The sequence below is a fragment of the Rhizobium sp. NZLR1 genome, assembly GCF_017357385.1.
Taxonomy (GTDB): Bacteria; Pseudomonadota; Alphaproteobacteria; order Rhizobiales; family Rhizobiaceae; genus Rhizobium.
Genome location: NZ_CP071632.1, coordinates 2,631,359 through 2,654,261, shown reverse-complemented (window position 1 = coordinate 2,654,261; position 22,903 = coordinate 2,631,359). Strand labels below are relative to the sequence as shown.

Sequence of the window (22,903 nt, the reverse complement as noted above, 5' to 3'; positions counted from 1 at the left end):
TAAGCCCGCCGCCTGCCAAAATCGCGCCTCCCTAAGGAATGCAATCTGTAACGATACAGTAGAAATGTCGAGGGCTTTTTCTTGTGTGCTTTGCAGCATTGTACGCATAGGTTGAATCCGTCGCTCAAGCTTTGTTTTTTTGCGCTTGCGAAAGGAATAAGGCGAAAGAAAAACCGATTGGCAAAATTTTCTCTGTGTTTTCATTGTGATAATCTGACTGCTCGATTCCGAGAGCGCATGACAAGATGCCGGCTTTAAGCGAATGACCGTCCGACCAGAAACAGGCACAAGTAGCAATTCCGCCTGTCGTGGAAAAATTTGCAGGCGGACGGTTGCGTGCTGAAATCGATTGATCTAAGTTTTTCCGGCAACGTTTCAGTGAGGGAGGAAAACTCATGAAAATCCGTATTATGGCAGCAATGCTTGCCGCTTCGGTCGCGCTTCCGTTCGGAGCCGCCAACGCCACCGATCTCGAAGTCACGCATTGGTGGACATCAGGTGGCGAATCGGCCGCCGTCGCCGAGCTGGCTAAGGCATTCGACGCCACCGGCAACCACTGGGTCGACGGCGCAATCGCCGGTTCCGGCGGCACTGCCCGTCCGATCATGATCAGCCGCATCACCGGCGGCGACCCGATGGGCGCCACGCAGTTCAACCATGGCCGCCAGGCTGAGGAACTCGTCCAGGCCGGCCTGATGCGCGACCTGACCGACGTGGCGACCGCAGAGCACTGGAAGGACATCATCCGTCCGGCGAGCCTGCTCGATTCCTGCACCATCGACGGCAAGATCTATTGCGCGCCCGTCAACATCCACTCCTGGCAGTGGCTGTGGCTTTCGAATGCCGCCTTCAAGAAGGCCGGCGTCGAGGTTCCGAAGAACTGGGACGAGTTCGTCGCTTCCGCTCCGGCTCTCGAAAAGGCCGGCATCATTCCGCTCGCCGTCGGCGGTCAGCCGTGGCAGGCGACAGGCGCGTTCGACGTGCTGATGGTTGCGGTTGCCGGCAAGGATACCTTCAACAAGGTCTTCAAGGACAAGGATGCGAAAGTTGCTGCCGGTCCTGAAATCGCCAAGGTCTTCAAGGCGGCCGACGATGCGCGGCGCATGGCCAAAGGCAGCAACGTCCAGGACTGGAACCAGGCCACCAACCTCGTCATCACAGGCAAGGCCGGCGGTCAGATCATGGGCGACTGGGCGCAGGGTGAATTCGCGCTCGCCGGTCAGAAGGCCGGTACCGATTATACCTGCCTGCCGGGCCTCGGCGTCAACGAGATCATCTCGACCGGCGGCGACGCCTTCTATTTCCCGCTGCTGAAGGACGCCGAAAAGTCCAAGGCGCAGGCCGTGCTTGCCAAGACCTTGCTCGATCCCAAGACCCAGGTTGCCTTCAACCTGAAGAAGGGTTCGCTGCCGGTTCGCGGCGACGTCGATCTCGCCGCCGCCAACGATTGCATGAAGAAGGGTCTCGAAATCCTGGCCAAGGGCAACGTGATCGAGGGCACCGACCAGTTGCTTTCGGCAGACAGCCAGAAGCAGAAGGAAGACCTCTTCTCCGAATTCTTCGCCAATCCGTCGATGACGCCTGAGGACGCTCAGAAGCGTTTTGCTGGGATCATCGCTTCGGCTGATTGATCGCTAGATTCGCCGCCTTTGCGATCCGGCTTCTCAAGAGCCGGATCGTGTCCCCGGACTGATGTTCGGCTGGCGGCGTCTTTCCGGCATCCCCGGCAAATCCCGGGGGCAGGGATGGGCAGACGGGCCAGGCTTGTTCTGTCACCGGTCGCAGTTGCGATTTGAGGAGAAGTGTTCATGACAGGTCAAGCGCAAGCAGGCCGGCCAATCAAGTTACTGCGCAATCTGAATGCCAAGATTGCGTCCATTCCGATGATCCTGACAGCGCTGGTGATTTTTGTCGGCGGCACGCTCTGGACCGTCTTTTATTCCTTCACGAATTCGAAGCTCCTTCCGCGATTGAGCTTCGTCGGCATTGATCAGTATGAGCGGCTTTGGGCCGCACCGCGCTGGGTAACGGCGATCGAGAATCTGGCTCTCTACGGCGTTCTTTCGCTGATCTTCAGCCTGGTCATCGGTTTCCTGCTTGCTGCGCTGATGGATCAGAAGATCCGTTTCGAAAATACGTTCCGCACCATCTTCCTCTACCCCTTCGCGCTGTCCTTCATCGTGACGGGCCTCGTCTGGCAGTGGATTCTGAATCCCGATTTCGGCATTCAGTCGGTTGTGCGTTCGCTCGGCTGGACGAGCTTCACCTTCAATCCGCTCTATACGCCCGAAATTGTCATCTACGGCATCCTGATCGCGGCGCTATGGCAGGGAACGGGTCTGGTCATGTGCCTGATGCTTGCCGGCTTGCGCGGCATCGACGAGGACATCTGGAAAGCGGCGCGCGTCGACGGCATTCCGATGTGGAAGACCTATCTCTTCATCGTCATTCCGATGATGCGGCCGGTCTTCATCACGACGATCGTCATCATCGCTTCCGGTATCGTCAAGGTCTACGATCTTGTCGTCGCCCAGACATCTGGCGGTCCCGGCATCTCCTCGGAAGTGCCAGCGAAATATGTCTACGACTACATGTTCCAGGCACAGAACCTGGGGCAGGGCTTCGCCGCCTCGACGATGATGCTGGTGACGGTCGCGATCATTATCGTCCCGTGGGCCTATTTGGAATTCGGAGGAGGGCGCAAGCGTGGCTGATACAGGAACTCTCAATACCGTTGCCGCTGGCATCGACGCCGTTGCACCGAGACTCGGCGAAGGTCCGAGCGGCGCTAAGCCGCGCCGGGCGCTGTCGTCGCGCAACATCATGCTCTACGGCACGCTGACTGTTGCGGCACTCTATTATCTGCTGCCGCTCTACGTGATGGTCGTGACTTCGCTGAAGGGCATGCCGGAAATCCGCCTCGGCAACATTTTCTCGCCGCCGATGGAGATCACCTTCGAACCTTGGGTGAAGGCCTGGGCGGAGGCCTGCACCGGGCTCAATTGCGATGGACTGTCGCGCGGGTTCTGGAATTCGGTGCGCATCACGGTGCCGTCGGTCATCATCTCGATCGCCATCGCCTCGGTGAACGGCTATGCATTGGCAAACTGGCGCTTCAAGGGGTCCGAGCTGTTCTTCTCGATCCTCATCGTCGGGGCGTTCATTCCCTATCAGGTGATGATCTATCCGATCGTCATCATCCTTCGCGAAATCGGCCTTTACGGCACGCTGAGCGGCCTCGTCATCGTGCATTCGATCTTCGGCATGCCGATCCTGACGCTGCTGTTTCGCAATTATTTCGTGTCCTTGCCGGAAGAGCTGTTCAAGGCGGCACGCGTCGACGGCGCGGGTTTCTGGCAGATCTTCCTGAAGATCATGGTGCCGATGTCGCTGCCGATCTTCGTCGTCGCTATGATCTTGCAGGTGACCGGTATCTGGAACGACTTCCTGTTCGGTGTGGTCTTCACCCGGCCGGATACCTATCCGATGACCGTGCAGCTCAACAACATCGTCAATTCCGTCCAGGGCGTGAAGGAATACAACGTCAACATGGCCGCGACGATCCTGACGGGTCTCGTGCCGTTGATCGTCTATTTCGTGTCGGGACGGCTTTTCGTCCGTGGCATCGCCGCCGGCGCAGTGAAGGGTTGATCCCATGAACATGAATTCAAGTGTCTCCAACTCAAGTGTCTCCATCAGGGATCTGTCGCTGAATTTCGGCTCGGTCAGCGTCCTCAAGGACCTGAACCTCGACATCAACGACGGCGAATTCCTGGTGCTGCTCGGTTCGTCCGGCTGCGGCAAGTCGACCTTGCTGAACTGCATTGCCGGCCTGCTCGACGCCTCGGAAGGGCAGATCTTCATCAAAGGCAAAAACGTCACCTGGGAAGAGCCGAAGGACCGCGGCATCGGCATGGTCTTCCAGTCCTATGCGCTTTATCCGCAGATGACGGTTGAAAAGAACCTCTCCTTCGGCCTTCGCGTCGCCAAGGTGCCGCAGGCCGAGATCGACAAGCGCGTGGCGCGTGCCTCCGAGATCCTGCAGATTCAGCCGCTCTTGAAGCGCAAGCCGGCCGAGCTTTCCGGCGGCCAGCGCCAGCGCGTGGCGATCGGCCGGGCGCTGGTTCGCGATGTCGACGTCTTCCTGTTCGACGAGCCGCTGTCCAACCTCGACGCCAAGCTGCGCTCGGAATTGCGCGTCGAAATCAAGCGCCTGCACCAGTCGCTGAAGAACACGATGATCTACGTGACGCACGACCAGATCGAGGCGCTGACGCTCGCCGACCGTATCGCCATCATGAAGAGCGGTATCATCCAGCAACTCGACGATCCGACGACGATCTACAACAAACCACGCAATCTCTTCGTCGCCGGCTTCATCGGCTCGCCGTCGATGAACTTCCTGCACGGCGAGTTGGTCAGCACAGGCGACGGCATTGCCTTTTCTGCCAACGGCGTCATTTTCTCGCTCGCTGCCTACGACGCCAGCGAGACGCTGCAACCCGGCCGCAAGGTGGTGCTCGGCGTTCGCCCCGAGCACATCAAGGTCAACGAGAATGCCGGCGGCGAAGAACATGACGCCACTGTCGATATCGAGGAGCCGATGGGCGCGGACAACCTTCTGTGGCTGAAACATGCCGGTCACACGATGTCGGTACGGGTCAACGGCGCGCGCCGCTTCAACGTCGGAGCCAAGGTGAAACTGAACTTCGACATGACGGTCGCCTCGGTCTTCGATGCCGAGAACGAGTTGCGACTTTAGAGATTTTTGCGGGCGGGGCCGGATGGTGTCGCCTGCTTGCTGCAAGGCTGTTTGTATGAATTCGACCGATGCTCAACCCTTCCTCAGGCGGGGGCAAGCTTGGCAAGATGCTTGCTCCGCTCTTCGTCATTCTCGGGCTTGACCCGAGGATCCATGCCGCAACTGCCGATGGATGCCGTGTGGATGCTCGGGTCAAGCCCGAGAATGACGGAGCGCGGGGCGGATGGAAGGGTCATGACGAACGACAATTACCGGACGGCGACCATGCGCGGTCCATTTCAAAAACGTAATTCGGAAACGATATCGTGACGCAACAATCGACCACCTCCAACATCGATCTTTCCGGTTCGTGGCAGCTCGCCTCCGTCGACGGCGAAATTCGCACCGCAATCATGCTGCCGGGCGACGTGCACACAGCGCTCCACCGCGCAAGCCTGATCCCCGACCCCTATTTCGGCCGCAACGAGGAAAAGGTGCAGTGGGTTGCCGAGCGCGAATGGGCGGTCGTGCGCAGCTTCACGCTTCCGGAGGTCGACGGCGACTGGTATCTCGATATCGATTATCTCGACACGGTCGCCAGCGTCTACGTCAATGGCTTTCTGGCGCTGGAAGCCGACAACAGCTTCCGCCGCTACCGGCCCGATGTCTCCAGCATGCTGAAATCAGGCGACAACTCGATCCGCATCGTCTTTGCCTCCAACATCGCCATCGGGGCCGAGCGGCAGAAGAAGCAGCCCTTCTACATTCCCTACAGTACCGGCAATTCACCGATTCCAGACGGCAATATGCTGCGCAAGCCGCAATGCCATTTCGGCTGGGACTGGAATATCGCCATCGCGCCGTTCGGCCTCTACGGCATGATCGCGCTGAAAAAACTCGAGACCGCGCGCATCGAGCATGTGGTCACCCGCCAAACCCATAATTTCGATGGTTCAGTCGATTTGACGGTGACGGCGACGCTGTTTTCCAAGGGGCCAAGCGTTGCCCAGGTCTATTTCGATCTCGACGGCGAGCGGGTGCGGCTCGATGTCGGGGTCCATGGCGAGACCCATGTCAACCATCTCTTTCATATCGACAATCCGCGCCTATGGTGGCCATCGGGCAGCGGCGACCAGGCGCTCTACAGGCTGTCCGTCGAATTGCCGACCGATGAGGTGACGAAGCAGATCGGTCTTCGCACCATCGAGCTGATCACCACGCCGGATGCATCAGGCAGCCGCTTCGCCTTCAAGGTCAACGGCCGCGAAATCTTCTGCCGCGGCGCCAACTGGATTCCGGCAGACGCGCTGTTTTCGCTCTCTTCGCCTGGAAAGACCGAGGACCTGCTGCAATCGGCCAAGGCCGCCAACATGAACATGATCCGCGTCTGGGGTGGTGGCTTCTACGAGCAGGATCATTTCTACGATCTCTGCGACCGGCTGGGCCTGATGGTCTGGCAGGACTTCATGTTCGCCTGCAACCTTTACCCTTCGACCGAAGACTTCCTCGACAATGTGACGATCGAGGTCGGTTACCAGGTGCGGCGGCTCTCCTCGCATCCTTCGATCGTGCTTTGGTGCGGCGACAACGAGCTGGTCGGGGCACTCACCTGGTTCGAAGAGTCCCGCAAGGACCGCGACCGCTATCTCGTCTCCTACGACCGGCTCAACCGCACGATCGAGCAGGCGGTGAAAAAGGCGCTGCCCGGGGCGCTCTGGTGGCCGTCGAGCCCGGCTTCGGGTTATCTCGATTTCGGCGATGCTTGGCATGCGGACGGCTCCGGCGACATGCATTACTGGTCGGTCTGGCACGAGAACAAGTCGTTCGACAATTATCGTTCGGTGCGCCCGCGCTTCTGCTCGGAATTCGGCTTCCAGTCCTATACCTCACTGCCCGTCATCAAGACCTATGCCGAGGAGAAGGACATGAACGTCGCTTCCCCGGTCATGGAGCTGCACCAGAAGAATGCTGGCGGCAACGAGCGCATCGCCGGCACGATGTTCCGCTATTTCCGCTTCCCCAAGGATTTTCCGAACTTCGTCTATCTCTCGCAGATCCAGCAGGGGCTGGCGATCAAGACGGCGGTGGAATACTGGCGGTCGCTCAAACCCCATTGCATGGGTACGATCTACTGGCAGCTGAACGACACCTGGCCGGTCGCCTCGTGGTCGAGCCTCGACTATGGCGGCCGCTGGAAGGCGATGCATTATCTCGTCAAGCGCTTCTTCCAGCCGGTCGCGGTCGCCGCCATTCCTTCCGACGACGGAAAGACGATCCGCTTCTCGCTGGTCAACGACACGCTTGCCGATGTCAACGTCGATCTTTCGATCTCGATCCTGACGATGAAGGGCGAGCGTCGGCATCTCAAGGACGTGCAGGCCATGTGCTCGCCGGATGCGGCAGTGACGGCGGCGAGCGTCGACATCGCCGATATTCCCGAGGGCACGCTGTTGGCCTGGAATTTCACCGCGTCGAACGGCATGGGCGGCGAGGGGCACTATATCCACGGCACCTATAAGGCATTGGAATTGGAGCCTTCGGGCCTGACCGTTACCCACGAATATGTCGAGGAGAGCGGCGCGATCGATATCGATGTCACCGCGAGGGGGCTTGCGCTCTTCGTGATGATCGAGACCGAGACGGACGGCAAATATTCCGACAACGCCTTCGATCTTGCGGCCGGCGAAAGCCGCTGCATCACCTTTACTCCGGCACGGCCGCTCGATCGCGGCGCGCTTCCGGAGTTCCGGTTCTATGACCTGCATTCCTGCCAGTCGGCGGATTGATCTTTGCAAGAATGGGCACGAGGCCCAAGGAGAACATGATGACGAAACTCAGCTACCAGCTTTATAGCGCCCGCAACTTCCAGCCCTATTCGGCGATTTTCGAAAAGCTTGGCAAGGCAGGTTATGCCGAGGTCGAGGGCTTCGGCGGCATCTATGCCGATCTCGACGATGCCGGCCTGAACAGCCTTCGCGCCGATCTCGACAAGAACGGCCTGCTCATGGCGACCGGTCATTTCAGCCCTGATTTCCTGGAGAAGGACGTGCAGAAGTCGCTGAACATTGCCAAGATTCTCGGCATGGATTCGATCTATGCGCCGCATCTGGCCGCCGACCAGCGCCCCTCCGACGCCGCCGGCTGGGTCGCCTTCGGCAAGCGCCTGCATGAGATGAGCAAGCCCTATAAGGATGCCGGCTACGAATTCGGCTGGCACAATCATGACTTCGAATTCTTCAAGCTGCAGGACGGCTCGCGGCCGATCGAGCGCATCTTCGAAGGCGCGCCTGACATTTCCTGGGAAGCCGACATCGCTTGGGTCATCCGCGGCGGCGGCGATCCCTTCGCCTGGGTCGAAAAGCTCGGACCGCGCATCACCGCCGTGCACGTCAAGGACATCGCGCCGGCCGGCGAAGCGACGGATGAGGACGGCTGGGCCGATGTCGGCCACGGCAAGGTCGAGTGGGCGAAGCTGATGGCGGCGCTACGCGCCACCAAGGCCAAACACTTCGTCGTCGAACATGACAACCCTAAAGATATCGACCGCAATATCAGCCGCTCGATTGCATCCTTCCAGACTTATTGAGGCACATCATGACCAGGGAACTTGGCGTCGGCATCATCGGATGCGGCAACATCTCCACCACCTACTTTTCGCTGGCACCGCTCTTCAGAGGGCTGAAGGTGCTGGCCTGCGCCGATATCAACGTCCAGGCGGCCGAGGCGCGCGCCAAGGAATATGGCGTCAAAGCGCAGACGATCGACGCGCTTCTCGCCAATGACGAGATCGACGTCGTCGTCAACCTGACGATCCCGGATGCGCATTTCCGCGTGTCGAAGGCGATCCTCGAGGCCGGAAAACACGTCTATTCCGAAAAGCCGCTGGTGCTTTCGCTCGAAGAGGGCGAGGAGCTTCGCCGCATCGCCAAGGCAAAGAACCTTGCCGTCGGCTGCGCGCCGGACACTTTCCTCGGCGGCGCCCATCAGCTCGCCCGCAAGTTCATCGACGACGGCGGCATCGGCCGGGTGACGTCGGGCGCCTGCTACGTGATGAGCCCCGGCATGGAAATGTGGCATCCGAACCCGGATTTCTTCTTCCTGCCGGGGGGCGGCCCGATCCTCGATCTCGGCCCTTATTACATCGCCAACCTGATCAACCTGATCGGCCCGGTCAAACGTGTCGGCGGCATGACCTCGATGGCGTCGCCGACCCGGACGATCACCAGCCAGCCGCGCAACGGCGAGCTTATCCCGGTCAAGACGCCGACGACGATCCAGGCGCTGCTCGAATTCGTCAACGGCGCCACCGTGACGCTGACGGCGAGCTGGGACGTCTGGTCGCATCGTCATGCCAACATGGAGCTCTACGGCACCGACGGCTCGCTCTACGTGCCGGATCCGAACTTCTTCGGTGGTGTCGTCGAGGCAAGCGGCCGCGACAAGGAGATCAAGCCGCTCGACGCCTGGGAGCATCCGTTCGGCAAGATCAACCAGGAAAGCCCGAACGGATCGCGCGCCAATTACCGCACCGCCGGTCTTGCCGACATGGCGATGGCGCTGATCGAGGGCCGCGACGCGCGCTGCTCACTCGACCGCACCCTGCACGGCGTCGACGTCATGACCTCGATCCTGAAATCGGGCGAGGAAGGCCGTTTCATCGACCTGAGCACGACCTGCACCCAGCCGGCCGCGCTTGGCATCGAAGAGGCGCAGGCGCTGTTGAAGTGATAGGGTGATGCCCGGGGGTCTGCCCGGCACCCGTCCAACTCGTCATCCTCGGCCTTGTGCCGAGGATCTGCAAACAGCGCGGCAGATGTTCGGCACGAGGCCGAGCGTGACGAAAGTACAGGGTGTTCGCCAAAATCGCTTGTGGTGTATGAAGCAGGCACTCGCGGACCATCAAGACCGATATTTTAGCAAGGAGAGTCTCATGAGCTGGCAACCAGCCGCAGACCGTTATTCGAAAATGAAATACAACCGCACGGGCCGCTCCGGCCTGAAGCTGCCGGCCGTCTCGCTCGGCCTCTGGCACAATTTCGGCGGCGACACGTCGCATGACCGCAAGATCGACATGTGCCGCACCGCCTTCGATCTCGGCATTACCCATTTCGACCTCGCCAACAATTACGGTCCGCCTCCCGGCAGCGCCGAGACCGCCTTCGGCGAGATCCTGCGCACCGAATTTTCCGGGCTTCGCGACGAGCTGATCATCTCGTCCAAGGCCGGCTACGACATGTGGCCGGGACCCTATGGCGAGTGGGGCAGCCGAAAATACCTGATCGCCTCCTGCGACCAGAGCCTGAAGCGCATGGGCCTCGACTATGTCGATATTTTCTATTCACACCGTTTCGACCCGGACACGCCGCTCGAAGAAACCTGCGGCGCGCTCGACTATATCGTCCGTTCCGGCCGGGCGCTCTATGTCGGCATCTCCTCCTATAATTCGCAGCGGACGCGCGAAGCCGCCGCGATCCTCAAGGATCTCGGCACGCCGTGTCTGATCCATCAGCCGAGCTATTCGATGCTCAACCGCTGGGTCGAGAACGACCGGCTGCTCGATACGCTCGATGAGGTCGGCATGGGCTCGATCGTGTTCTCGCCGCTTGCCCAGGGCATGCTGACGACGAAATATCTCGGCGGCATTCCCGAAGATAGCCGTGCGGCGCAGAACCATTTTCTCAAGAGGGACTACATCCGTCCTTCGATCATCGACAATATCCGCAAGCTCAACGAGATCGCCGAAAGACGCGGCCAGACCCTGGCGCAGATGGCGATCGCCTGGGTGCTGCGCGGCGGACGCGTGACCTCAGCGCTGATCGGCGCCAGCCGCTCGTCGCAGATCGTCGATTGCGTCAAGGCGCTGGATAATCTTGAATTCGCGGCCGAGGAGCTTGCCGAGATCGACGTCTATGCCCGTGAGGCGGATATCAATCTTTGGGCGAAGTCGGCGGAACGGGAATAGGAAGGTCGAGCCGGAGTTTGCAGGACACTTCTGCCAACTCCCTCATTCCTGTGACCTCAGGGCTTTGCCCGAGGGATGTCACAGAAATCCAGCCGCCGCGCGTCGGCGCGGCGAAGAGAGTTCTTTCAGCCCAAGGACTTGGGCTGGCTGGATCTCTGTAACGAGCACAGAGATGAGGGTGGAGGACGAATTGGTGACATATCCCGGCCCACTTCTGACGTACGTACCACAACAATAACCTCGGAGGAGCCGCCCATGATCCGCAATCCCATCCTGCCGGGGTTCAACCCCGATCCGTCGATCTGCCGCGTCGGCGCGGATTACTACATCGCCACCTCGACATTCGAATGGTATCCCGGCGTGCAGATCCACCATTCGCGCGACCTGGTGAACTGGACGCTGGTGCGCCGGCCGCTGGAGCGCCGATCACAGCTCGACATGCGCGGCAATCCCGACAGCTGCGGCATCTGGGCGCCGTGTCTTTCCTATGCCGACGGGCAGTTCTGGCTGGTCTATACCGATGTCAAGCGTTTCGACGGCAGTTTCAAGGATGCGCCGAACTACATCGTGACGGCGCCCTCGATCGAGGCCGAATGGTCGGATCCCGTCTATGTCAACTCCTCCGGCTTCGATCCCTCGCTGTTCCACGACGATGACGGCCGCAAGTGGTTCCTCAACATGCAATGGAACCACCGCACCGAGAGCTATGGCGGCTCGCCAAAATCGCCGGCCTTCGATGGCATCCTGCTGCAGGAATGGGACCCGGCGACGAAGGCGCTGACGGGGCCGATCAAGAATATCTTCGCCGGCAGCCCGCTCGGCCTCGTCGAGGGCCCTCATCTCTTCAAGAAGAACGGCTGGTATTATCTGACCACCGCCGAGGGTGGCACCGGTTACGACCACGCCGTCACCATGGCGCGCTCGCGCAACATCGACGGACCCTATGAGATGCATCCGAACATGCATCTTATCACCTCCAAGGACCATCCGGGCGCGGTGCTGCAGCGGGCAGGGCACGGCCAATATGTCGAAACATCAGACGGTGAGGCCTATCACACCCATCTTTGCGGCCGGCCGCTGCCGCCGAAGCGGCGCTGCACGCTGGGGCGAGAGACATCCTTACAGAAATGCGTCTGGCGCGACGACGACTGGCTCTATCTCGAAAATGGCACCTCAGTGCCCGATGTCGATGTGCCGGGCCTTTTTAATGCCGTGCCTGCGGAAAGGCCGATGCGCAGCGAATACAGCTTCGACGGCGGCGCGCTGCCTGCCGATTTCCAATGGCTGCGCACGCCCGAGCCCGCGCGCATCTTCAACCTGACGGACCGCCCGGGCCATCTCAGGCTGATTGCGCGCGAAAGCATCGGCTCCTGGTTCGAGCAGTCGCTGGTCGCCCGTCGACAGGAACATCACAGCTTCCGCGCCGAAACCGTGGTCGAGTTCTCGCCCGACACCTATCAGCAAGTGGCAGGGCTGACGCACTACTATAACCGCCATAAATTTCACGCCGTCGCGGTAACGCTGCACGAAACACTCGGCCGTTGCGTGACAATCCTCTCCTGCAACGGCGACTATCCGAACGGCCGCTTGAGCTTTCCGGCCGAAAGCGGTGTGGCGATCGCTGCCGAGGGCCGCGTGCAGCTCGCCATGGAAATCCGCGAGAACGACCTGCAATTCTTCTGGCAGACCGAAGGCAAGGGCGCCTGGCAGCCGATCGGTCCGGTCCTCGACGCCGGCATGATTTCCGACGAAGGCGGACGCGGCGAACACGGCTCCTTCACCGGCGCCTTTGCCGGTGTGTTTGCCTTCGATACGTCGGGGCGAGGGAAGGTCGCGGATTTCGACTGGTTCAATTATGACGAGTTGTGAGGGGCACTTCCTGCCACCCGCCCTCGTCCTTCGAGGCTCCGGCCTTTGGCCTACGCCCCGCACGCAAAAAGAAAGCCGGCGCAAGGCCGGCTAAGACGAACGCGGCTGAACAGGGGATGCTGGCCGGTTCCAAGCACTTCGTGACTGAACAATAACTTTCACTACATGCCGAGGCAGCGAAAAAGGGTGCAACGAGAACACCGGAGACGGCTCCGCAAAAGGGTGGGCGGCGGGGCGGATGCCGTGCTGGCCTCGGCTTTCTTATCGGACATCAAGATCACCGGATGATGACATCCGAAACCGGCTGCTGTCTTTCTTTTCGCCGAAGGGATCAGCTCGTTTCAAAGATCCGATGCCGGCTATGTCGGCGGGCCGGCTGCGTTAACGGCCATGGTGTTAGCAGGGCGCGAATGCTGTGTTCACGTCTCCAAGGATGTCAAAGCGTCATGAAGGGCCTATATAGCGGGCCAAAAGTAACATCTGAGAATCCGCAAGAGTATCGCATGGCCCCCATCATATCCGTTCAGAATCTCACCAAGACCTACGCCAATGGGTTCGAGGCCCTGAAAGGCATCAACCTCGACGTCGAGAAGGGCGAGATCCTGGCGCTGCTCGGGCCGAACGGTGCGGGCAAGACGACGTTGATTTCGATCATCTGCGGCATCGCCAATCCGAGCGGCGGCCAGGTGCTGGTCGCCGGCCACGATGTCGTGAAGGATTTCCGCGCCACCCGCGGAATGATCGGGCTGGTGCCGCAGGAGCTGACCACCGATCAGTTCGAGACGGTGTTCAATACAGTCAGTTTCTCGCGCGGGCTGCACGGCAAGAAAGCCAATCCCGCCCATATCGAGAAGGTGCTGCGCGCACTTTCGCTCTGGGACAAGAAGGACAATATGCTGCGCCAGCTGTCGGGCGGCATGAAGCGGCGAGTGTTGATCGCCAAGGCGCTCTCGCATGAGCCGGATATCCTTTTCCTCGACGAGCCGACCGCCGGCGTCGACGTGACGCTGCGCAAGGACATGTGGAATGTCGTTCAGGAGCTTCGGGCCTCGGGCGTCACCATCATCCTGACCACCCATTATATCGAGGAGGCCGAGGAGATCGCCGACCGCGTCGGTGTGATCAATGGCGGCCAATTGCTGCTCGTCGAAGACAAGGTGGCGCTGATGGCCAAGCTCGGCCGCAAGCAGCTGATTCTCGATCTCACCGAGCCGCTCGAGCGGCTTCCGGATTGTTTTGCCGGCAACGGACTGACACTGGAAGTCGGCGGCAGCCGGCTGACTTACGATTTCGACGCCGACAACGAGCAGGAGAGCATCGCGACGCTGCTGACCCGGCTGGGTGAAAACAATATCCATTTCAAGGATCTCTCGACGCGGCAGAGCACGCTGGAAGACATCTTCGTGGCGCTGGTAGGAGCAGACAAATGAACGTCGAGGCGATCAAATCGATCTATTTCTTCGAGATGGCGCGCACGCGCCGCACGCTGCTGCAAAGCGTCATCTCGCCCGTCATTTCGACCTCGCTCTATTTCATCGTCTTTGGCGCCGCGGTCGGCTCGCGCATCCAGGAGGTGGAGGGCGTATCCTACGGCGCCTTCATCACGCCGGGCCTCATCATGCTGACGCTGCTCGGCCAATGCATCAGCAACGGCTCCTTCGGGATTTATTTCCCGAAATTCACCGGCACGATCTATGAGGTGCTGTCGGCGCCGGTGGCAATGACGGAGATTCTGCTCGGTTATGTCGGGGCGGCGGCAACCAAGGGGATGCTCATCGGCTTCATCATCCTCCTGACAGCCAATCTCTTCGTCGATGTCAGGATCGAACATCCCTTCATGATGATCCTGTTCTTCCTGCTGACGGCAATCACCTTCAGCCTGTTCGGCTTCATGATCGGCATCTGGGCCGGCAATTTTGAACAGCTGAACCTCATTCCCATGCTGGTCGTGCCGCCGCTGACCTTCCTTGGCGGCAGCTTCTATTCGGTCAATATGCTGCCGCCGTTCTGGCAGGCGGTCAGCCACCTCAATCCGGTGCTCTATCTCGTCAGCGGCTTCCGCTGGAGTTTTTACGGGATCGCCGATGTCAACCCGGCGATCAGCCTGGCGATGATCACGGTATTCCTGATGATCTGCCTGGGAACACTCGGCTGGATCTTCAAGACCGGCTACCGGCTGCGCAATTGATCGCTTCCTGAATAGCATCATCGGGAAAGCCGATGATGCTATCGGTTTCTTCCGTTTTTCTTCCGCTTCGACCCGAGGCATCTGCTCTCTCATTCAAATGGAGATGCGAGATGACTAAAATCAGGATCGAAGGTGCGAAGGTGTTGATCGTCGGCGGCAGCTCGGGCATGGGATTGGCGCTTGCTAGGCGCCTGCTCGATGAGGGGGCGTCGGTGACGATCGCCGGGCGCAATAAAGAGAGGCTTGCGGCGGCTTGCCGCCAGCTCGGCGACCATCCGAAACTCGGGGCGTGCGCTGTCGATATATCGCGGGAGGAGGAGGTCGCGGCGCTGTTTCGGGATAGCGGACCGGTCGACCATATCGTCAGCACGGCCGCCGATATTGAAGGCGCCTATCAGTTGCTGCCGTCGATCGAGCTTGCCGCAGCGCAACGGGTGGTCGAGAGCAAGTTCTACGGGCCGCTGCTGCTGGCGAAATATGGCGCCGCCCATCTGCCGCCGTCAGGATCGATCACCTTTACGTCAGGTATCGCGGCCTATCGACCGGCGGCGCGCGGATCTGTGGTCGCCGCCGTCAATGCGGCACTCGAAGGTCTGGTCAGGGCGCTCGCCGTCGAACTGGCACCGCTCCGTATCAATGCCGTGTCGCCGGGATGGGTGGATACGCCGATCTGGAGCGTCGTTGCGGGTGACGCCAAGCAGGCAACGCTCGAGGCGATGGCGCAGCGCCTGCCGGCCGGGCGTGTCGGCCAGCCGGAAGATATCGCCGATGCGATCCGCTTCCTGATCGGCAACGGTTTCACCACAGGCACTATTCTGCATGTCGAAGGCGGGCATCGGCTGGTCTGACCGGTGAAAGCTCTTCGCTGGCCGATTGCAGCAGGAGGGTGAGCGCCGGCGGCTGAACCCGCCTGCGCCGCCACATCATCACCAGCGAGGCGGCCAGCGGTTGGCCCGGCCAAGGCAGTTCGACGACATCGTCGCGCGAAGCGGACGCCCCGACCGCGAGACACGGGACTAGGCCGTAGCCGGCGCCTGATGCAACGAGGCGGATGATCGTTGCGACGCTGTCGGCTTCCGCGACAATGGCCGGCGCATTCAAGCCTGCTTCTGCAAAGGCGGTATCGAACAGGTGGCGATAGATGCAGCCGGCTGCGGTCGCGATGAACGGGGCGGTGCGCAGCGCTAAGAGGCTTGCCGGCGGCTGGGCTTGCGAGTTGCCGCCGGCGATCAACACCAGCGGCTCGCTGGAGATGCGGCGCGTCGCGAAGCGCTCGTTCTGCTGGCCGCGATCGAAGGTGAAGGCGACGTCGATCGAGCCGTGCTGCAATTGCGCATGCAATTCGCTACTGCCGCCAACCTTGAGTTTGAGAGCAAGGCCGGGGTTCTGCCTACCGAAGAGGGAGAGCCAGTGCGCCAGCCTTTCAGTGGCGATGGTTTCGAGCGTGCCCAGTATGACAGATTGTTCGGCATTGCCGGCGGCAGAGCGGACGGCGTCCTTCGCCTCGCTATTCAGCGCCAAGATCTCTTCCGCATAGGCCTTCAAGGCTGCTGCTGCCGGCGTGGGGATGACGCCTTGCCGGGATCGGAGAAAGAGCTCGGCGCCCAATTCCTCTTCCAGCGCCTGTATCTGATCGCTGAGGCTCGATTGGGCGAGATTGACCTCGGCGGCGGCGCGGGTGAGGTTTCCGTGGTGGATGACCGCAAGGAACGTCTTCAGTTGTCGTGGAGTCATGTCAGGTTCCGGCATTGCGCAGGAGCAGAATATCAGCAAAGAGGACCGGCCGGCAATGGAGCAGCGTTTGGCTAAGAAGCGCCGCAATTTTAACACGAAAAATATCCAGCGTTGCTGTCATCGGTCGCGGGGGCAAGGGGATGATCACCAGCAGCGTGTTTGAATTCTTCGCGATTGCCACGCTTCTCTGCTTAAACCCACAAGAAAGTCGGTCGCACGAGGCCGCAGCGCCCGTCAAAGTCACATATGCCGTGGTCATGGGGCAAAACGAGCCGATCTCTGCTGAGGTATCATGCGTCCCGGATGTTGCTTGCGACCTTATCGACCATGCCGATCCCGCCGTCCATCTCGCGATTACGGTGTATTCGGGCTTGAAGGGGGATGGTGAACTGCGCATCTATTGCTGGTCTCCCTGTTCCTTCATACGTTCGCGATCGCGCATCGATTTCTCCGGCCGGCGAGTTACGGCCGACATCTTTTTGGGCGAGCCTGACTTCGGTATCGCGGTTCCGCTGGTTGTAAGGCAGCGACCGATAATCGGCGAAGTCCTTGTCTCCTTTTGATCGTCTTATCGTGCTTATTTCCCCTCAGGCACTGCTGACAAGGAGAGCGCCGGACAGTATGAGGAGCGTGCCAGCGGCGAGCTTGACTGTGTTGAGCTCTGAGGCCTCGCCGAGAAACAAGGCGCCGATTGCTAGCGTTACCAGCACGTTGCAGCTCCAGATCGGCGCGAGTTTCGAGACCGGGACGCCGTAAGCGAAAAGTGCAAAGCTGATGAGGCCGGTGCCGACGGCGAAGCAGGCGCCTGCGGTGGCGGCAAAACCAAGACCTTCAGCGGTCCAGGGGGCTGGGCGCCAGAGCAGCGCGGCGATCAGGCCGGCAAGGGCGCAGGCAGCGCCGAAGGCGATGAGATAGACGGCGGAGCCGGTGGCAGCCGTGGCGCTCTGCTTCTGGAAGATGGCGGTGACGCCCCAGAAAATGGCGGGGAGAACGCCGCCGATGACGATCGGCCAGAGTGAATTCATCGCGAAACTCCTGCTTCACCCATGGATCAAGGCCTCGCCTCGGGCGAAGGCCGGTCCAGCATGCGGGGATGCCACCAGACTAGGAGTTTCTTTTTGCTCTTTGTGGTCTTGTTGTTGCGCGTGAGGGTGACAGATCCGACCGCCGCCGTAAAGCCGTAGCAGCGGATCGTGAGCGCTGCGCCCCAGACCTCAGTCGCGCATGCGCAGTTCGTCGGTCTGCATCTGCAGGGAACCCAGCGTTTCCAGAAAGCTCATGCCGAGCAGGCTCTGGTCGAGCCGGCCGTCCTCGGCGACGCTGGCTGCGACATTGTCGCGGACGATCGGGCCGATTGCCACCTGATCGAGCGTGAGGGGTGCTGCGCGGCCACGACCGTTGGCGGTCATGATGGTCATGGAATAGGTGAGGCGGGAGAGATCGATCCCGATCCGCTCGGCATCTTCGCGCGACAGCGCCACCATGCTGGCGCCGGTATCGACGAGCATCTGGATCGTTTGGCCGTTGACAGCGACATCGGCTTCGAAATGGCCGTTCAGCAGCTTGTGCAGAATGATCTCCTGGCCGCCCTCGCTGGTGGTGACGACGACGGCGCGGCCGGGAACGAGGCCGGCGAGCAGCCTGTTGCCGACGCCGAGTGCTTCCTGGCGATAGAGATAGACGGTCGCGAGCGTCAGGATGATGACCAGCCAGATCATCATCTGGCGCACTGTTTCGCCAATGCTGCGCCGGCTCGCCCAAATGCCGGCCGACAACATCAGTGCGATCGGCAGCAGATAGACGACACGGCCGAAATCATCGCTCTGCAGGCCGAGGATCCGGCTGCTGTCATTGCTGACGATCAGCACGGCAAGGCCGAGGCCGATGACGACGAGAAAGACGGTCAAACGGATCATAAAGGCCGCTCCGGCCGGCTGGAAAGGCCCGTTTTCCTGTGGTTCGATACCGCGGCGGCGCCTGCAAGCCTTGCCGGCAGCAGCGCCATGATCCCTCTTCGCTCGGTGTCGGAGTAGCTCACCCAGCTGCCGATTTCCTGAAGAGTCCGGCCGCATCCGGCGCAAAATCCGGTGGCGGGCTCCAGGGAGCAGAGGTGAATGCAGGGTGTTTGCATGAGCGATATATCGGAGTTTCAAAGAGCCGTGGCAAGGGCGCAAAGGCTGGCGATCTCGCAAATTTGCTGCGTCGCGCCCAGCGTGTCGCCGGTGTGGCCTGCAAGCTTGCGGCGGATGAATGCGGTGAAGGCAAGCCCTGCGATGCCCGTGGCAAGCAGGCTTGCGACCAGCGGCCGCAAGCCGAAGGCAGGCCAGATCAGAAGTGCTGCAACGAGGCCGGCCGAAGCGAGCGCAAACTGCATCGCCGCCTCGTCCGGCTGGCCGGTCGAGGCGGCGACGCCATCGGCCTTTGCCGGCGGCAGCCGCTGCCAGTGCCAGGCGATGGCCCCGCGGCTGAGCGCCGCGACGGCGGGAATGGCAAGGGCCGATGTGAGCGGCGAGGCGTGGCGGGCGATGGCGGCAAGTGCTGCGGCGCGGATCGCGAAGGAGAGGATCAGCGCTATCGCTCCATAGGTGCCGATCCGGCTGTCCTTCATGATGACGAGGCTGTGCTCGCGGCTCTTGCCGCCGCCAATGCCATCGGCCGTATCGGCCAGCCCGTCCTCGTGCAGCGCGCCGGTGGCGAGAACCTGGATCGAAAGCGCGATCAGGGCCGCCATCAGCGGATCGGCATGCAGCCCCAAAGCCAAGAGGAGGGCAAGCGCGGGGACGAAGCCGATGACGATGCCGGCGAAGGGAAAAGCGCGCACCAGTCTGCCGAGCCTGCCGTCATAGCCTTTGAACAGCGATTGCGGCATGGGAATGCGGCTGAGGAAGGCGACGGCGCGGGCGGTATCGACCGCAAGGTCCTTGATCTTCATTCTGCTTCGTTCTGCCGTAGGTTTCGGCGTATGGTCGCGGGCGCGCTTTTGGAGTTGTTCGCCTCGTCGGCCCGCTTTAAGAGAGTTGCGACCCGCAAAGAAGCTGATTTGCGTGAAAAAAACAAGAATACCCGGATTCATAGGAAAACCGCACAGATGAGCGTTTCAGGCCTGCCGTTCGACGATTTCCGTACCCTGCTTCGTGACCTGCCGGGGCCGGATGCCCGTGCGCTGGTGGCGGCGCGCGAACGTGACGCGCAACTGACCAAGCCGCCGGGCGCGCTCGGACGGCTCGAGGAAATCGCCTTCTGGCTTGCCGCCTGGACGGGCCGAACCCCTGCCGTCAACCGGCCGCTGGTGGCGATCTTTGCCGGTAATCACGGCGTCACCAGGCAGGGAATCACGCCGTTTCCGCCGGCAGTGACGCAGCAGATGGTCGAGAACTTTGCGGCCGGGGGTGCTGCGATCAATCAGATCTGTGTCGCCTATGATCTCGGGTTGAAAGTCTTCGACCTGGCGCTGGATTATCCCACCGGCGACATCACCGAAGAGGCAGCGCTTTCCGAGCGCGATTGCGCCGCGACGATGGCCTTCGGCATGGAGGCGATCGCCGGCGGCACCGACCTGCTGTGCATCGGCGAAATGGGCATCGGCAATACGACGATCGCGGCGGCCATCAACTATGCGCTCTACGGTGGTTCGGCGCGAGACTGGGTTGGGCCCGGCACCGGTTCCGCAGGCGAGATGCTGGAGCGCAAGATCGCGGCGGTGGAAAAGGCAGTGGCGTTGCATGGCGATCACCTCGATGATCCGCTCGAGATCATGCGGCGGCTTGGCGGCCGCGAGATCGCGGCGATGGCCGGGGCCATTCTCGCCGCCCGCATGGAACGCATTCCTGTGCTGATCGACGGTTATGTTGCGACCGCGGCGGCGGCAATCCTGAAAGCTGCCAATCCGTCCGCGCTCGATCATTGCCTGATCGGCCATGTCTCCGGCGAACCCGGACATCTGCGCTCGATCGAGATGCTCGGCAAGACGCCGCTTCTGGCGCTCGGCATGCGGCTCGGCGAAGGCACCGGGGCAGCGCTTGCCGCAGGGATCGTCAAGGCCGCTGCCGCCTGCCATTCCGGCATGGCGACCTTCGCCCAGGCGGGTGTCACGAATAAGCATTAAAGAATGTCGCGCAAAAGTGTGCCGCGGTTTTGCGATAGCGACATGCGTAAAAACAAAGACCTAAAGCGCGAGAAGCGAATCTGAAAGATCGCGACGCGCTTTGGTGCGAGTGGTCGGTCGCCGATCCGCTCTCGGGTTGGCTTGCGCCGATCAAATGGATTGGGTACCTGCGAGTCATCAAGGGAAGGCAAAGTCTTTCCCAGTCTGCAAGAGGAGAGAGGCGTCTTGACGAAGCCTGCGGTGACGAAAGAGACTGGATTTCGACATTTCACCGCCGCCGCCGGCTATTCCTGGGCGGGCTTCCTGCGCGTGATGAAAGAGGCAGCCTTCCGCCAGGAACTCGGTTTTTTCGTCGTTTCGATCGCGACGCTGGCATTGGTGGGGGCAACTGCCGGGGAGATCGTCGTTGCGGTGCTTCTGTTTCTCGGGCTCTTTTCGATGGAGGCGATGAATACCGCCGTCGAGGAGGTGATCGACCGGATTTCGCCGGAGATTTCGATCGTCGGCAAACATGCCAAGGATCTCGGTTCCTTCGCGGTGACCTGCATGATCGCCGCCTGCTGCCTCTATCTCGCCTTCGTCCTCGGCAGGCACCTGTTCTTCAGCCCGGTGTGATCAGGCCGATAATCCTACGGGGCTGAATCAGAACATCGTGCCCAGCTTGATCAGGCAAAACTCTTGCGCTTGCGCGCGACCGCCTGAGCCTCTTCCACAGCCGGCAGGCTCTGAAGCACGCGCCTGGCGGGCAGGATGGCGATCACTTCGGTTCCCTCGCGCAGCTTCGATTTCAGCAGGAACTGTCCGTCATGCTTGGCAAGGATCGCCTGGACGATCGGCAGGCCGAGGCCGGTGCCCTGTTCGGCGCTCTTAATGGCGATCGAGCCCTGACCGAAGGCCGAAAGGACAACGGGGATCTCTTCCTCCGGAATGCCGGGCCCGTTGTCCTTGATCGAGATGTACTGCCCGCCGCCGGCCGTCCAGCCGACCTTGACGTGGATTTCGCCGCCCTGTGGGGTGAACTTGACGGCGTTGGAGAGAAGGTTGAGCACCACCTGGCGCATCGACTTCTCGTCTGCCCAGATGGCTGGCAGCTGCCGTTCGAATTGATCCGAAATGGCGATGTTCTTGGCGCGGGCGCGCAGCTGGACCATGCCGATGCAATCCTCGGTGATATCGAGCAGCGAGATCGCCTCCTCGCTCAGCTCGTACTTGCCGGCTTCGATGCGGGAGAGGTCGAGAATCTCGTTGATGAGATCAAGCAGATGTTGGCCGGACCGGTGGATATCGCCGGCATATTCCTTGTAGGTCGGATTGGCGAGCGGTCCCATGACTTCGGCCGACATCACCTCGGAGAAACCAAGGATGGCATTGAGCGGGGTCCTGAGCTCGTGTGACATGGAGGCAAGGAAGCGGGACTTGGCGAGGTTTGCCTCTTCAGCTCGGCGGCGAGCCTCATCCGACATCGATTTCGCCACTTCAAGCTCGGCAATGAGGTCATCCTTCTCCGACTGGTAGGAGAGGATCCTGAGGCTCGACTTGAAGAGCCGGTCGCTGATATAGTTGAAGAAGACGAGGGTGGTGGTGAAGAGCACCGTCAGGCTGATTTCAAGGAGGTCGCGCGACAGGCCGCTCTTGGCGGCGAGCGCCAGGACCGCTGGCGCGAAGGAGACGAGCACCGTCGGCGTCAGCATAAAGTTTGACATCGCCGTGACGGAGAGTGCGATCAGCAGCGTCGCGCCCTTATAAAGAATGAAGCTGGACGGCTCGCAGATATCGCAACCCTGCAGCGCGAATATGGCCCAGCAGCAGCCGAGCAGGAATTGGCCGAACAACAGCAGGCGGTGCCATTTGCGGGCGCTCTCCGGGGTGATTTCCTGCCGGCGCGCACGTCGCGCAAGCAGGATATTGCCGGTGTGACAGATGAGCGTCAGCAGCGCCCAGAAGAGCAATTGCGTATCTTGGGTGAAATAAACGCCAAGCGCGGTGATGATGACGACGAAGAGCGGCATGATCGTCGCGCCCTGCAGCATCGACGCCACATACATCTTGAGCACGTCACGGTCGAAGGAGGAATTGGACGCATGACCGGACTGAAGACGTTCGCGCGTCTGCCGCACGGCCTTGGAAACGGCCTTGTTGCGGTGGCTGCGCGACCTGTCGACGATGATCTTGTCGGTCGATGTGCTTACGCCGGTACTCATGTGCACGTTGAAACTTCATCCCAGGGTGGATAAGAGCTTAACCGACAATTCTTAAGAAGATGTTTGCCATCTTTGCCAAGGATTTGTTTTTTAAGGAGGCAAA

At 60.9% G+C, this 22,903-nt stretch carries 22 protein-coding genes; 15 read left to right on the top strand and 7 right to left on the bottom strand.

Annotation, left to right across the window (positions count from 1 at the left end; genetic code table 11):
• Positions 1–395 precede the first annotated feature (395 nt).
• The 4 genes from J3O30_RS13225 to J3O30_RS13210 all read left to right on the top strand — a co-directional run bounded on the left by J3O30_RS13225 (position 396) and on the right by J3O30_RS13210 (position 4,762).
• Positions 396–1,631, top strand: coding sequence for an ABC transporter substrate-binding protein (locus tag J3O30_RS13225; RefSeq protein ID WP_207580779.1), 1,236 nt, complete (start codon positions 396–398; stop codon positions 1,629–1,631).
• Between the two features lie 177 nt (positions 1,632–1,808).
• Entirely contained in the window at positions 1,809–2,714 is a 906-nt protein-coding gene (locus tag J3O30_RS13220) for a sugar ABC transporter permease (RefSeq protein ID WP_007629571.1), read from the top strand.
• Positions 2,707–3,651, top strand: coding sequence for a carbohydrate ABC transporter permease (locus J3O30_RS13215; RefSeq protein ID WP_207580778.1), 945 nt, complete (start codon positions 2,707–2,709; stop codon positions 3,649–3,651). The genes J3O30_RS13220 and J3O30_RS13215 overlap by 8 nt, the downstream gene beginning before the upstream one ends.
• Positions 3,652–3,655: 4 nt before the next feature.
• On the top strand, positions 3,656–4,762 hold the full coding sequence (locus J3O30_RS13210) for an ABC transporter ATP-binding protein (RefSeq protein WP_207580777.1): 1,107 nt from the start codon (positions 3,656–3,658) through the stop codon (positions 4,760–4,762).
• Positions 4,763–4,845: 83 nt separating this feature from the next.
• Here J3O30_RS13210 and J3O30_RS13205 read toward each other — a convergent pair whose 3' ends face one another.
• Positions 4,846–4,998, bottom strand: coding sequence for a hypothetical protein (locus J3O30_RS13205; RefSeq protein ID WP_207580776.1), 153 nt, complete (start codon positions 4,996–4,998; stop codon positions 4,846–4,848).
• A 69-nt stretch (positions 4,999–5,067) separates the two neighbouring features.
• On the opposite strand from J3O30_RS13205, the gene J3O30_RS13200 reads away from it, so the two are divergent.
• The 8 genes from J3O30_RS13200 to J3O30_RS13165 all read left to right on the top strand — a co-directional run bounded on the left by J3O30_RS13200 (position 5,068) and on the right by J3O30_RS13165 (position 15,608).
• The gene (locus J3O30_RS13200; RefSeq protein WP_207580775.1) at positions 5,068–7,527 is read left to right on the top strand and encodes a glycoside hydrolase family 2 protein; all 2,460 of its coding nucleotides are present in this window, start codon (positions 5,068–5,070) and stop codon (positions 7,525–7,527) included.
• Between the two features lie 38 nt (positions 7,528–7,565).
• Entirely contained in the window at positions 7,566–8,327 is a 762-nt protein-coding gene (locus tag J3O30_RS13195; protein WP_207580774.1) for a sugar phosphate isomerase/epimerase, read from the top strand.
• Positions 8,328–8,335: 8 nt separating this feature from the next.
• Positions 8,336–9,469, top strand: a complete 1,134-nt coding sequence (locus tag J3O30_RS13190; RefSeq protein ID WP_207580773.1) for a Gfo/Idh/MocA family oxidoreductase — start codon at positions 8,336–8,338, stop codon at positions 9,467–9,469.
• Positions 9,470–9,671: 202 nt separating this feature from the next.
• Entirely contained in the window at positions 9,672–10,703 is a 1,032-nt protein-coding gene (gene mgrA / locus J3O30_RS13185) for an L-glyceraldehyde 3-phosphate reductase (RefSeq protein WP_207580772.1), read from the top strand.
• 255 nt (positions 10,704–10,958) lie between these two features.
• Complete coding sequence (locus tag J3O30_RS13180; RefSeq protein ID WP_207580771.1) at positions 10,959–12,572, top strand: glycoside hydrolase family 43 protein; 1,614 nt, start codon at positions 10,959–10,961, stop codon at positions 12,570–12,572.
• Between the two features lie 503 nt (positions 12,573–13,075).
• Positions 13,076–14,002 carry an ABC transporter ATP-binding protein gene (locus J3O30_RS13175; RefSeq protein ID WP_207580770.1) on the top strand — a complete coding sequence of 309 codons (927 nt, stop codon included), beginning with the start codon at positions 13,076–13,078 and terminating at the stop codon, positions 14,000–14,002.
• Positions 13,999–14,760: an ABC transporter permease gene (locus J3O30_RS13170; protein WP_207580769.1), complete on the top strand. Its 762-nt coding sequence runs from the start codon at positions 13,999–14,001 to the stop codon at positions 14,758–14,760. The genes J3O30_RS13175 and J3O30_RS13170 overlap by 4 nt, the downstream gene beginning before the upstream one ends.
• Before the next feature lie 110 nt (positions 14,761–14,870).
• Entirely contained in the window at positions 14,871–15,608 is a 738-nt protein-coding gene (locus J3O30_RS13165; RefSeq protein WP_207580768.1) for an SDR family oxidoreductase, read from the top strand.
• Here the strand turns inward: J3O30_RS13165 and J3O30_RS13160 are convergent.
• The gene (locus J3O30_RS13160) at positions 15,571–16,494 is read right to left on the bottom strand and encodes a LysR family transcriptional regulator (RefSeq protein WP_207580767.1); all 924 of its coding nucleotides are present in this window, start codon (positions 16,492–16,494) and stop codon (positions 15,571–15,573) included. The two genes, J3O30_RS13165 and J3O30_RS13160, sit on opposite strands and share 38 nt — an antisense overlap.
• Positions 16,495–16,634: 140 nt before the next feature.
• Between J3O30_RS13160 and J3O30_RS13155 the strand changes: the two genes are divergently transcribed.
• Complete coding sequence (locus J3O30_RS13155) at positions 16,635–17,057, top strand: hypothetical protein (RefSeq protein WP_207580766.1); 423 nt, start codon at positions 16,635–16,637, stop codon at positions 17,055–17,057.
• Positions 17,058–17,081: 24 nt separating this feature from the next.
• Here the strand turns inward: J3O30_RS13155 and J3O30_RS13150 are convergent, their stop codons facing one another.
• The 4 genes from J3O30_RS13150 to J3O30_RS13135 form a co-directional block, all read right to left on the bottom strand.
• Positions 17,082–17,519, bottom strand: coding sequence for an EamA family transporter (locus J3O30_RS13150; protein ID WP_207580765.1), 438 nt, complete (start codon positions 17,517–17,519; stop codon positions 17,082–17,084).
• Between the two features lie 189 nt (positions 17,520–17,708).
• Entirely contained in the window at positions 17,709–18,410 is a 702-nt protein-coding gene (locus J3O30_RS13145) for a TIGR02281 family clan AA aspartic protease (protein ID WP_207580764.1), read from the bottom strand.
• The gene (locus J3O30_RS13140; protein WP_207580763.1) at positions 18,407–18,625 is read right to left on the bottom strand and encodes a DUF1289 domain-containing protein; all 219 of its coding nucleotides are present in this window, start codon (positions 18,623–18,625) and stop codon (positions 18,407–18,409) included. The genes J3O30_RS13145 and J3O30_RS13140 overlap by 4 nt, the downstream gene beginning before the upstream one ends.
• An 18-nt stretch (positions 18,626–18,643) precedes the next feature.
• On the bottom strand, positions 18,644–19,426 hold the full coding sequence (locus tag J3O30_RS13135) for an adenosylcobinamide-GDP ribazoletransferase (protein ID WP_207580762.1): 783 nt from the start codon (positions 19,424–19,426) through the stop codon (positions 18,644–18,646).
• A gap of 156 nt (positions 19,427–19,582) precedes the next feature.
• On the opposite strand from J3O30_RS13135, the gene cobT reads away from it, so the two are divergent.
• Together cobT and J3O30_RS13125 are read left to right on the top strand one after the other, a co-directional pair.
• Complete coding sequence (gene cobT / locus J3O30_RS13130) at positions 19,583–20,599, top strand: nicotinate-nucleotide--dimethylbenzimidazole phosphoribosyltransferase (RefSeq protein WP_164011876.1); 1,017 nt, start codon at positions 19,583–19,585, stop codon at positions 20,597–20,599.
• Between the two features lie 225 nt (positions 20,600–20,824).
• Complete coding sequence (locus J3O30_RS13125) at positions 20,825–21,214, top strand: diacylglycerol kinase (RefSeq protein ID WP_207580761.1); 390 nt, start codon at positions 20,825–20,827, stop codon at positions 21,212–21,214.
• Positions 21,215–21,264: 50 nt separating this feature from the next.
• Here the strand turns inward: J3O30_RS13125 and J3O30_RS13120 are convergent, their stop codons facing one another.
• The gene (locus J3O30_RS13120) at positions 21,265–22,800 is read right to left on the bottom strand and encodes a HAMP domain-containing sensor histidine kinase (protein ID WP_207580760.1); all 1,536 of its coding nucleotides are present in this window, start codon (positions 22,798–22,800) and stop codon (positions 21,265–21,267) included.
• Positions 22,801–22,903 lie beyond the last annotated feature (103 nt).

Excerpts from the sequence above, each read along its gene's own strand:
- J3O30_RS13225 (WP_207580779.1), top strand. The coding sequence starts at position 396 with ATGAAAATCCGTATTATGGCAGCAATGCTTGCCGCTTCGGTCGCGCTT.
- J3O30_RS13220 (WP_007629571.1), top strand. The coding sequence starts at position 1,809 with ATGACAGGTCAAGCGCAAGCAGGCCGGCCAATCAAGTTACTGCGCAAT.
- J3O30_RS13210 (WP_207580777.1), top strand. The coding sequence starts at position 3,656 with ATGAACATGAATTCAAGTGTCTCCAACTCAAGTGTCTCCATCAGGGAT.
- J3O30_RS13205 (WP_207580776.1), bottom strand. The coding sequence starts at position 4,998 with ATGACCCTTCCATCCGCCCCGCGCTCCGTCATTCTCGGGCTTGACCCG.
- J3O30_RS13195 (WP_207580774.1), top strand. The coding sequence starts at position 7,566 with ATGACGAAACTCAGCTACCAGCTTTATAGCGCCCGCAACTTCCAGCCC.
- J3O30_RS13190 (WP_207580773.1), top strand. The coding sequence starts at position 8,336 with ATGACCAGGGAACTTGGCGTCGGCATCATCGGATGCGGCAACATCTCC.
- mgrA (WP_207580772.1), top strand. The coding sequence starts at position 9,672 with ATGAGCTGGCAACCAGCCGCAGACCGTTATTCGAAAATGAAATACAAC.
- J3O30_RS13180 (WP_207580771.1), top strand. The coding sequence starts at position 10,959 with ATGATCCGCAATCCCATCCTGCCGGGGTTCAACCCCGATCCGTCGATC.
- J3O30_RS13175 (WP_207580770.1), top strand. The coding sequence starts at position 13,076 with ATGGCCCCCATCATATCCGTTCAGAATCTCACCAAGACCTACGCCAAT.
- J3O30_RS13170 (WP_207580769.1), top strand. The coding sequence starts at position 13,999 with ATGAACGTCGAGGCGATCAAATCGATCTATTTCTTCGAGATGGCGCGC.
- J3O30_RS13165 (WP_207580768.1), top strand. The coding sequence starts at position 14,871 with ATGACTAAAATCAGGATCGAAGGTGCGAAGGTGTTGATCGTCGGCGGC.
- J3O30_RS13160 (WP_207580767.1), bottom strand. The coding sequence starts at position 16,494 with ATGACTCCACGACAACTGAAGACGTTCCTTGCGGTCATCCACCACGGA.
- J3O30_RS13155 (WP_207580766.1), top strand. The coding sequence starts at position 16,635 with ATGATCACCAGCAGCGTGTTTGAATTCTTCGCGATTGCCACGCTTCTC.
- J3O30_RS13150 (WP_207580765.1), bottom strand. The coding sequence starts at position 17,519 with ATGAATTCACTCTGGCCGATCGTCATCGGCGGCGTTCTCCCCGCCATT.
- J3O30_RS13145 (WP_207580764.1), bottom strand. The coding sequence starts at position 18,410 with ATGATCCGTTTGACCGTCTTTCTCGTCGTCATCGGCCTCGGCCTTGCC.
- J3O30_RS13140 (WP_207580763.1), bottom strand. The coding sequence starts at position 18,625 with ATGCAAACACCCTGCATTCACCTCTGCTCCCTGGAGCCCGCCACCGGA.
- J3O30_RS13135 (WP_207580762.1), bottom strand. The coding sequence starts at position 19,426 with ATGAAGATCAAGGACCTTGCGGTCGATACCGCCCGCGCCGTCGCCTTC.
- cobT (WP_164011876.1), top strand. The coding sequence starts at position 19,583 with ATGAGCGTTTCAGGCCTGCCGTTCGACGATTTCCGTACCCTGCTTCGT.
- J3O30_RS13120 (WP_207580760.1), bottom strand. The coding sequence starts at position 22,800 with ATGAGTACCGGCGTAAGCACATCGACCGACAAGATCATCGTCGACAGG.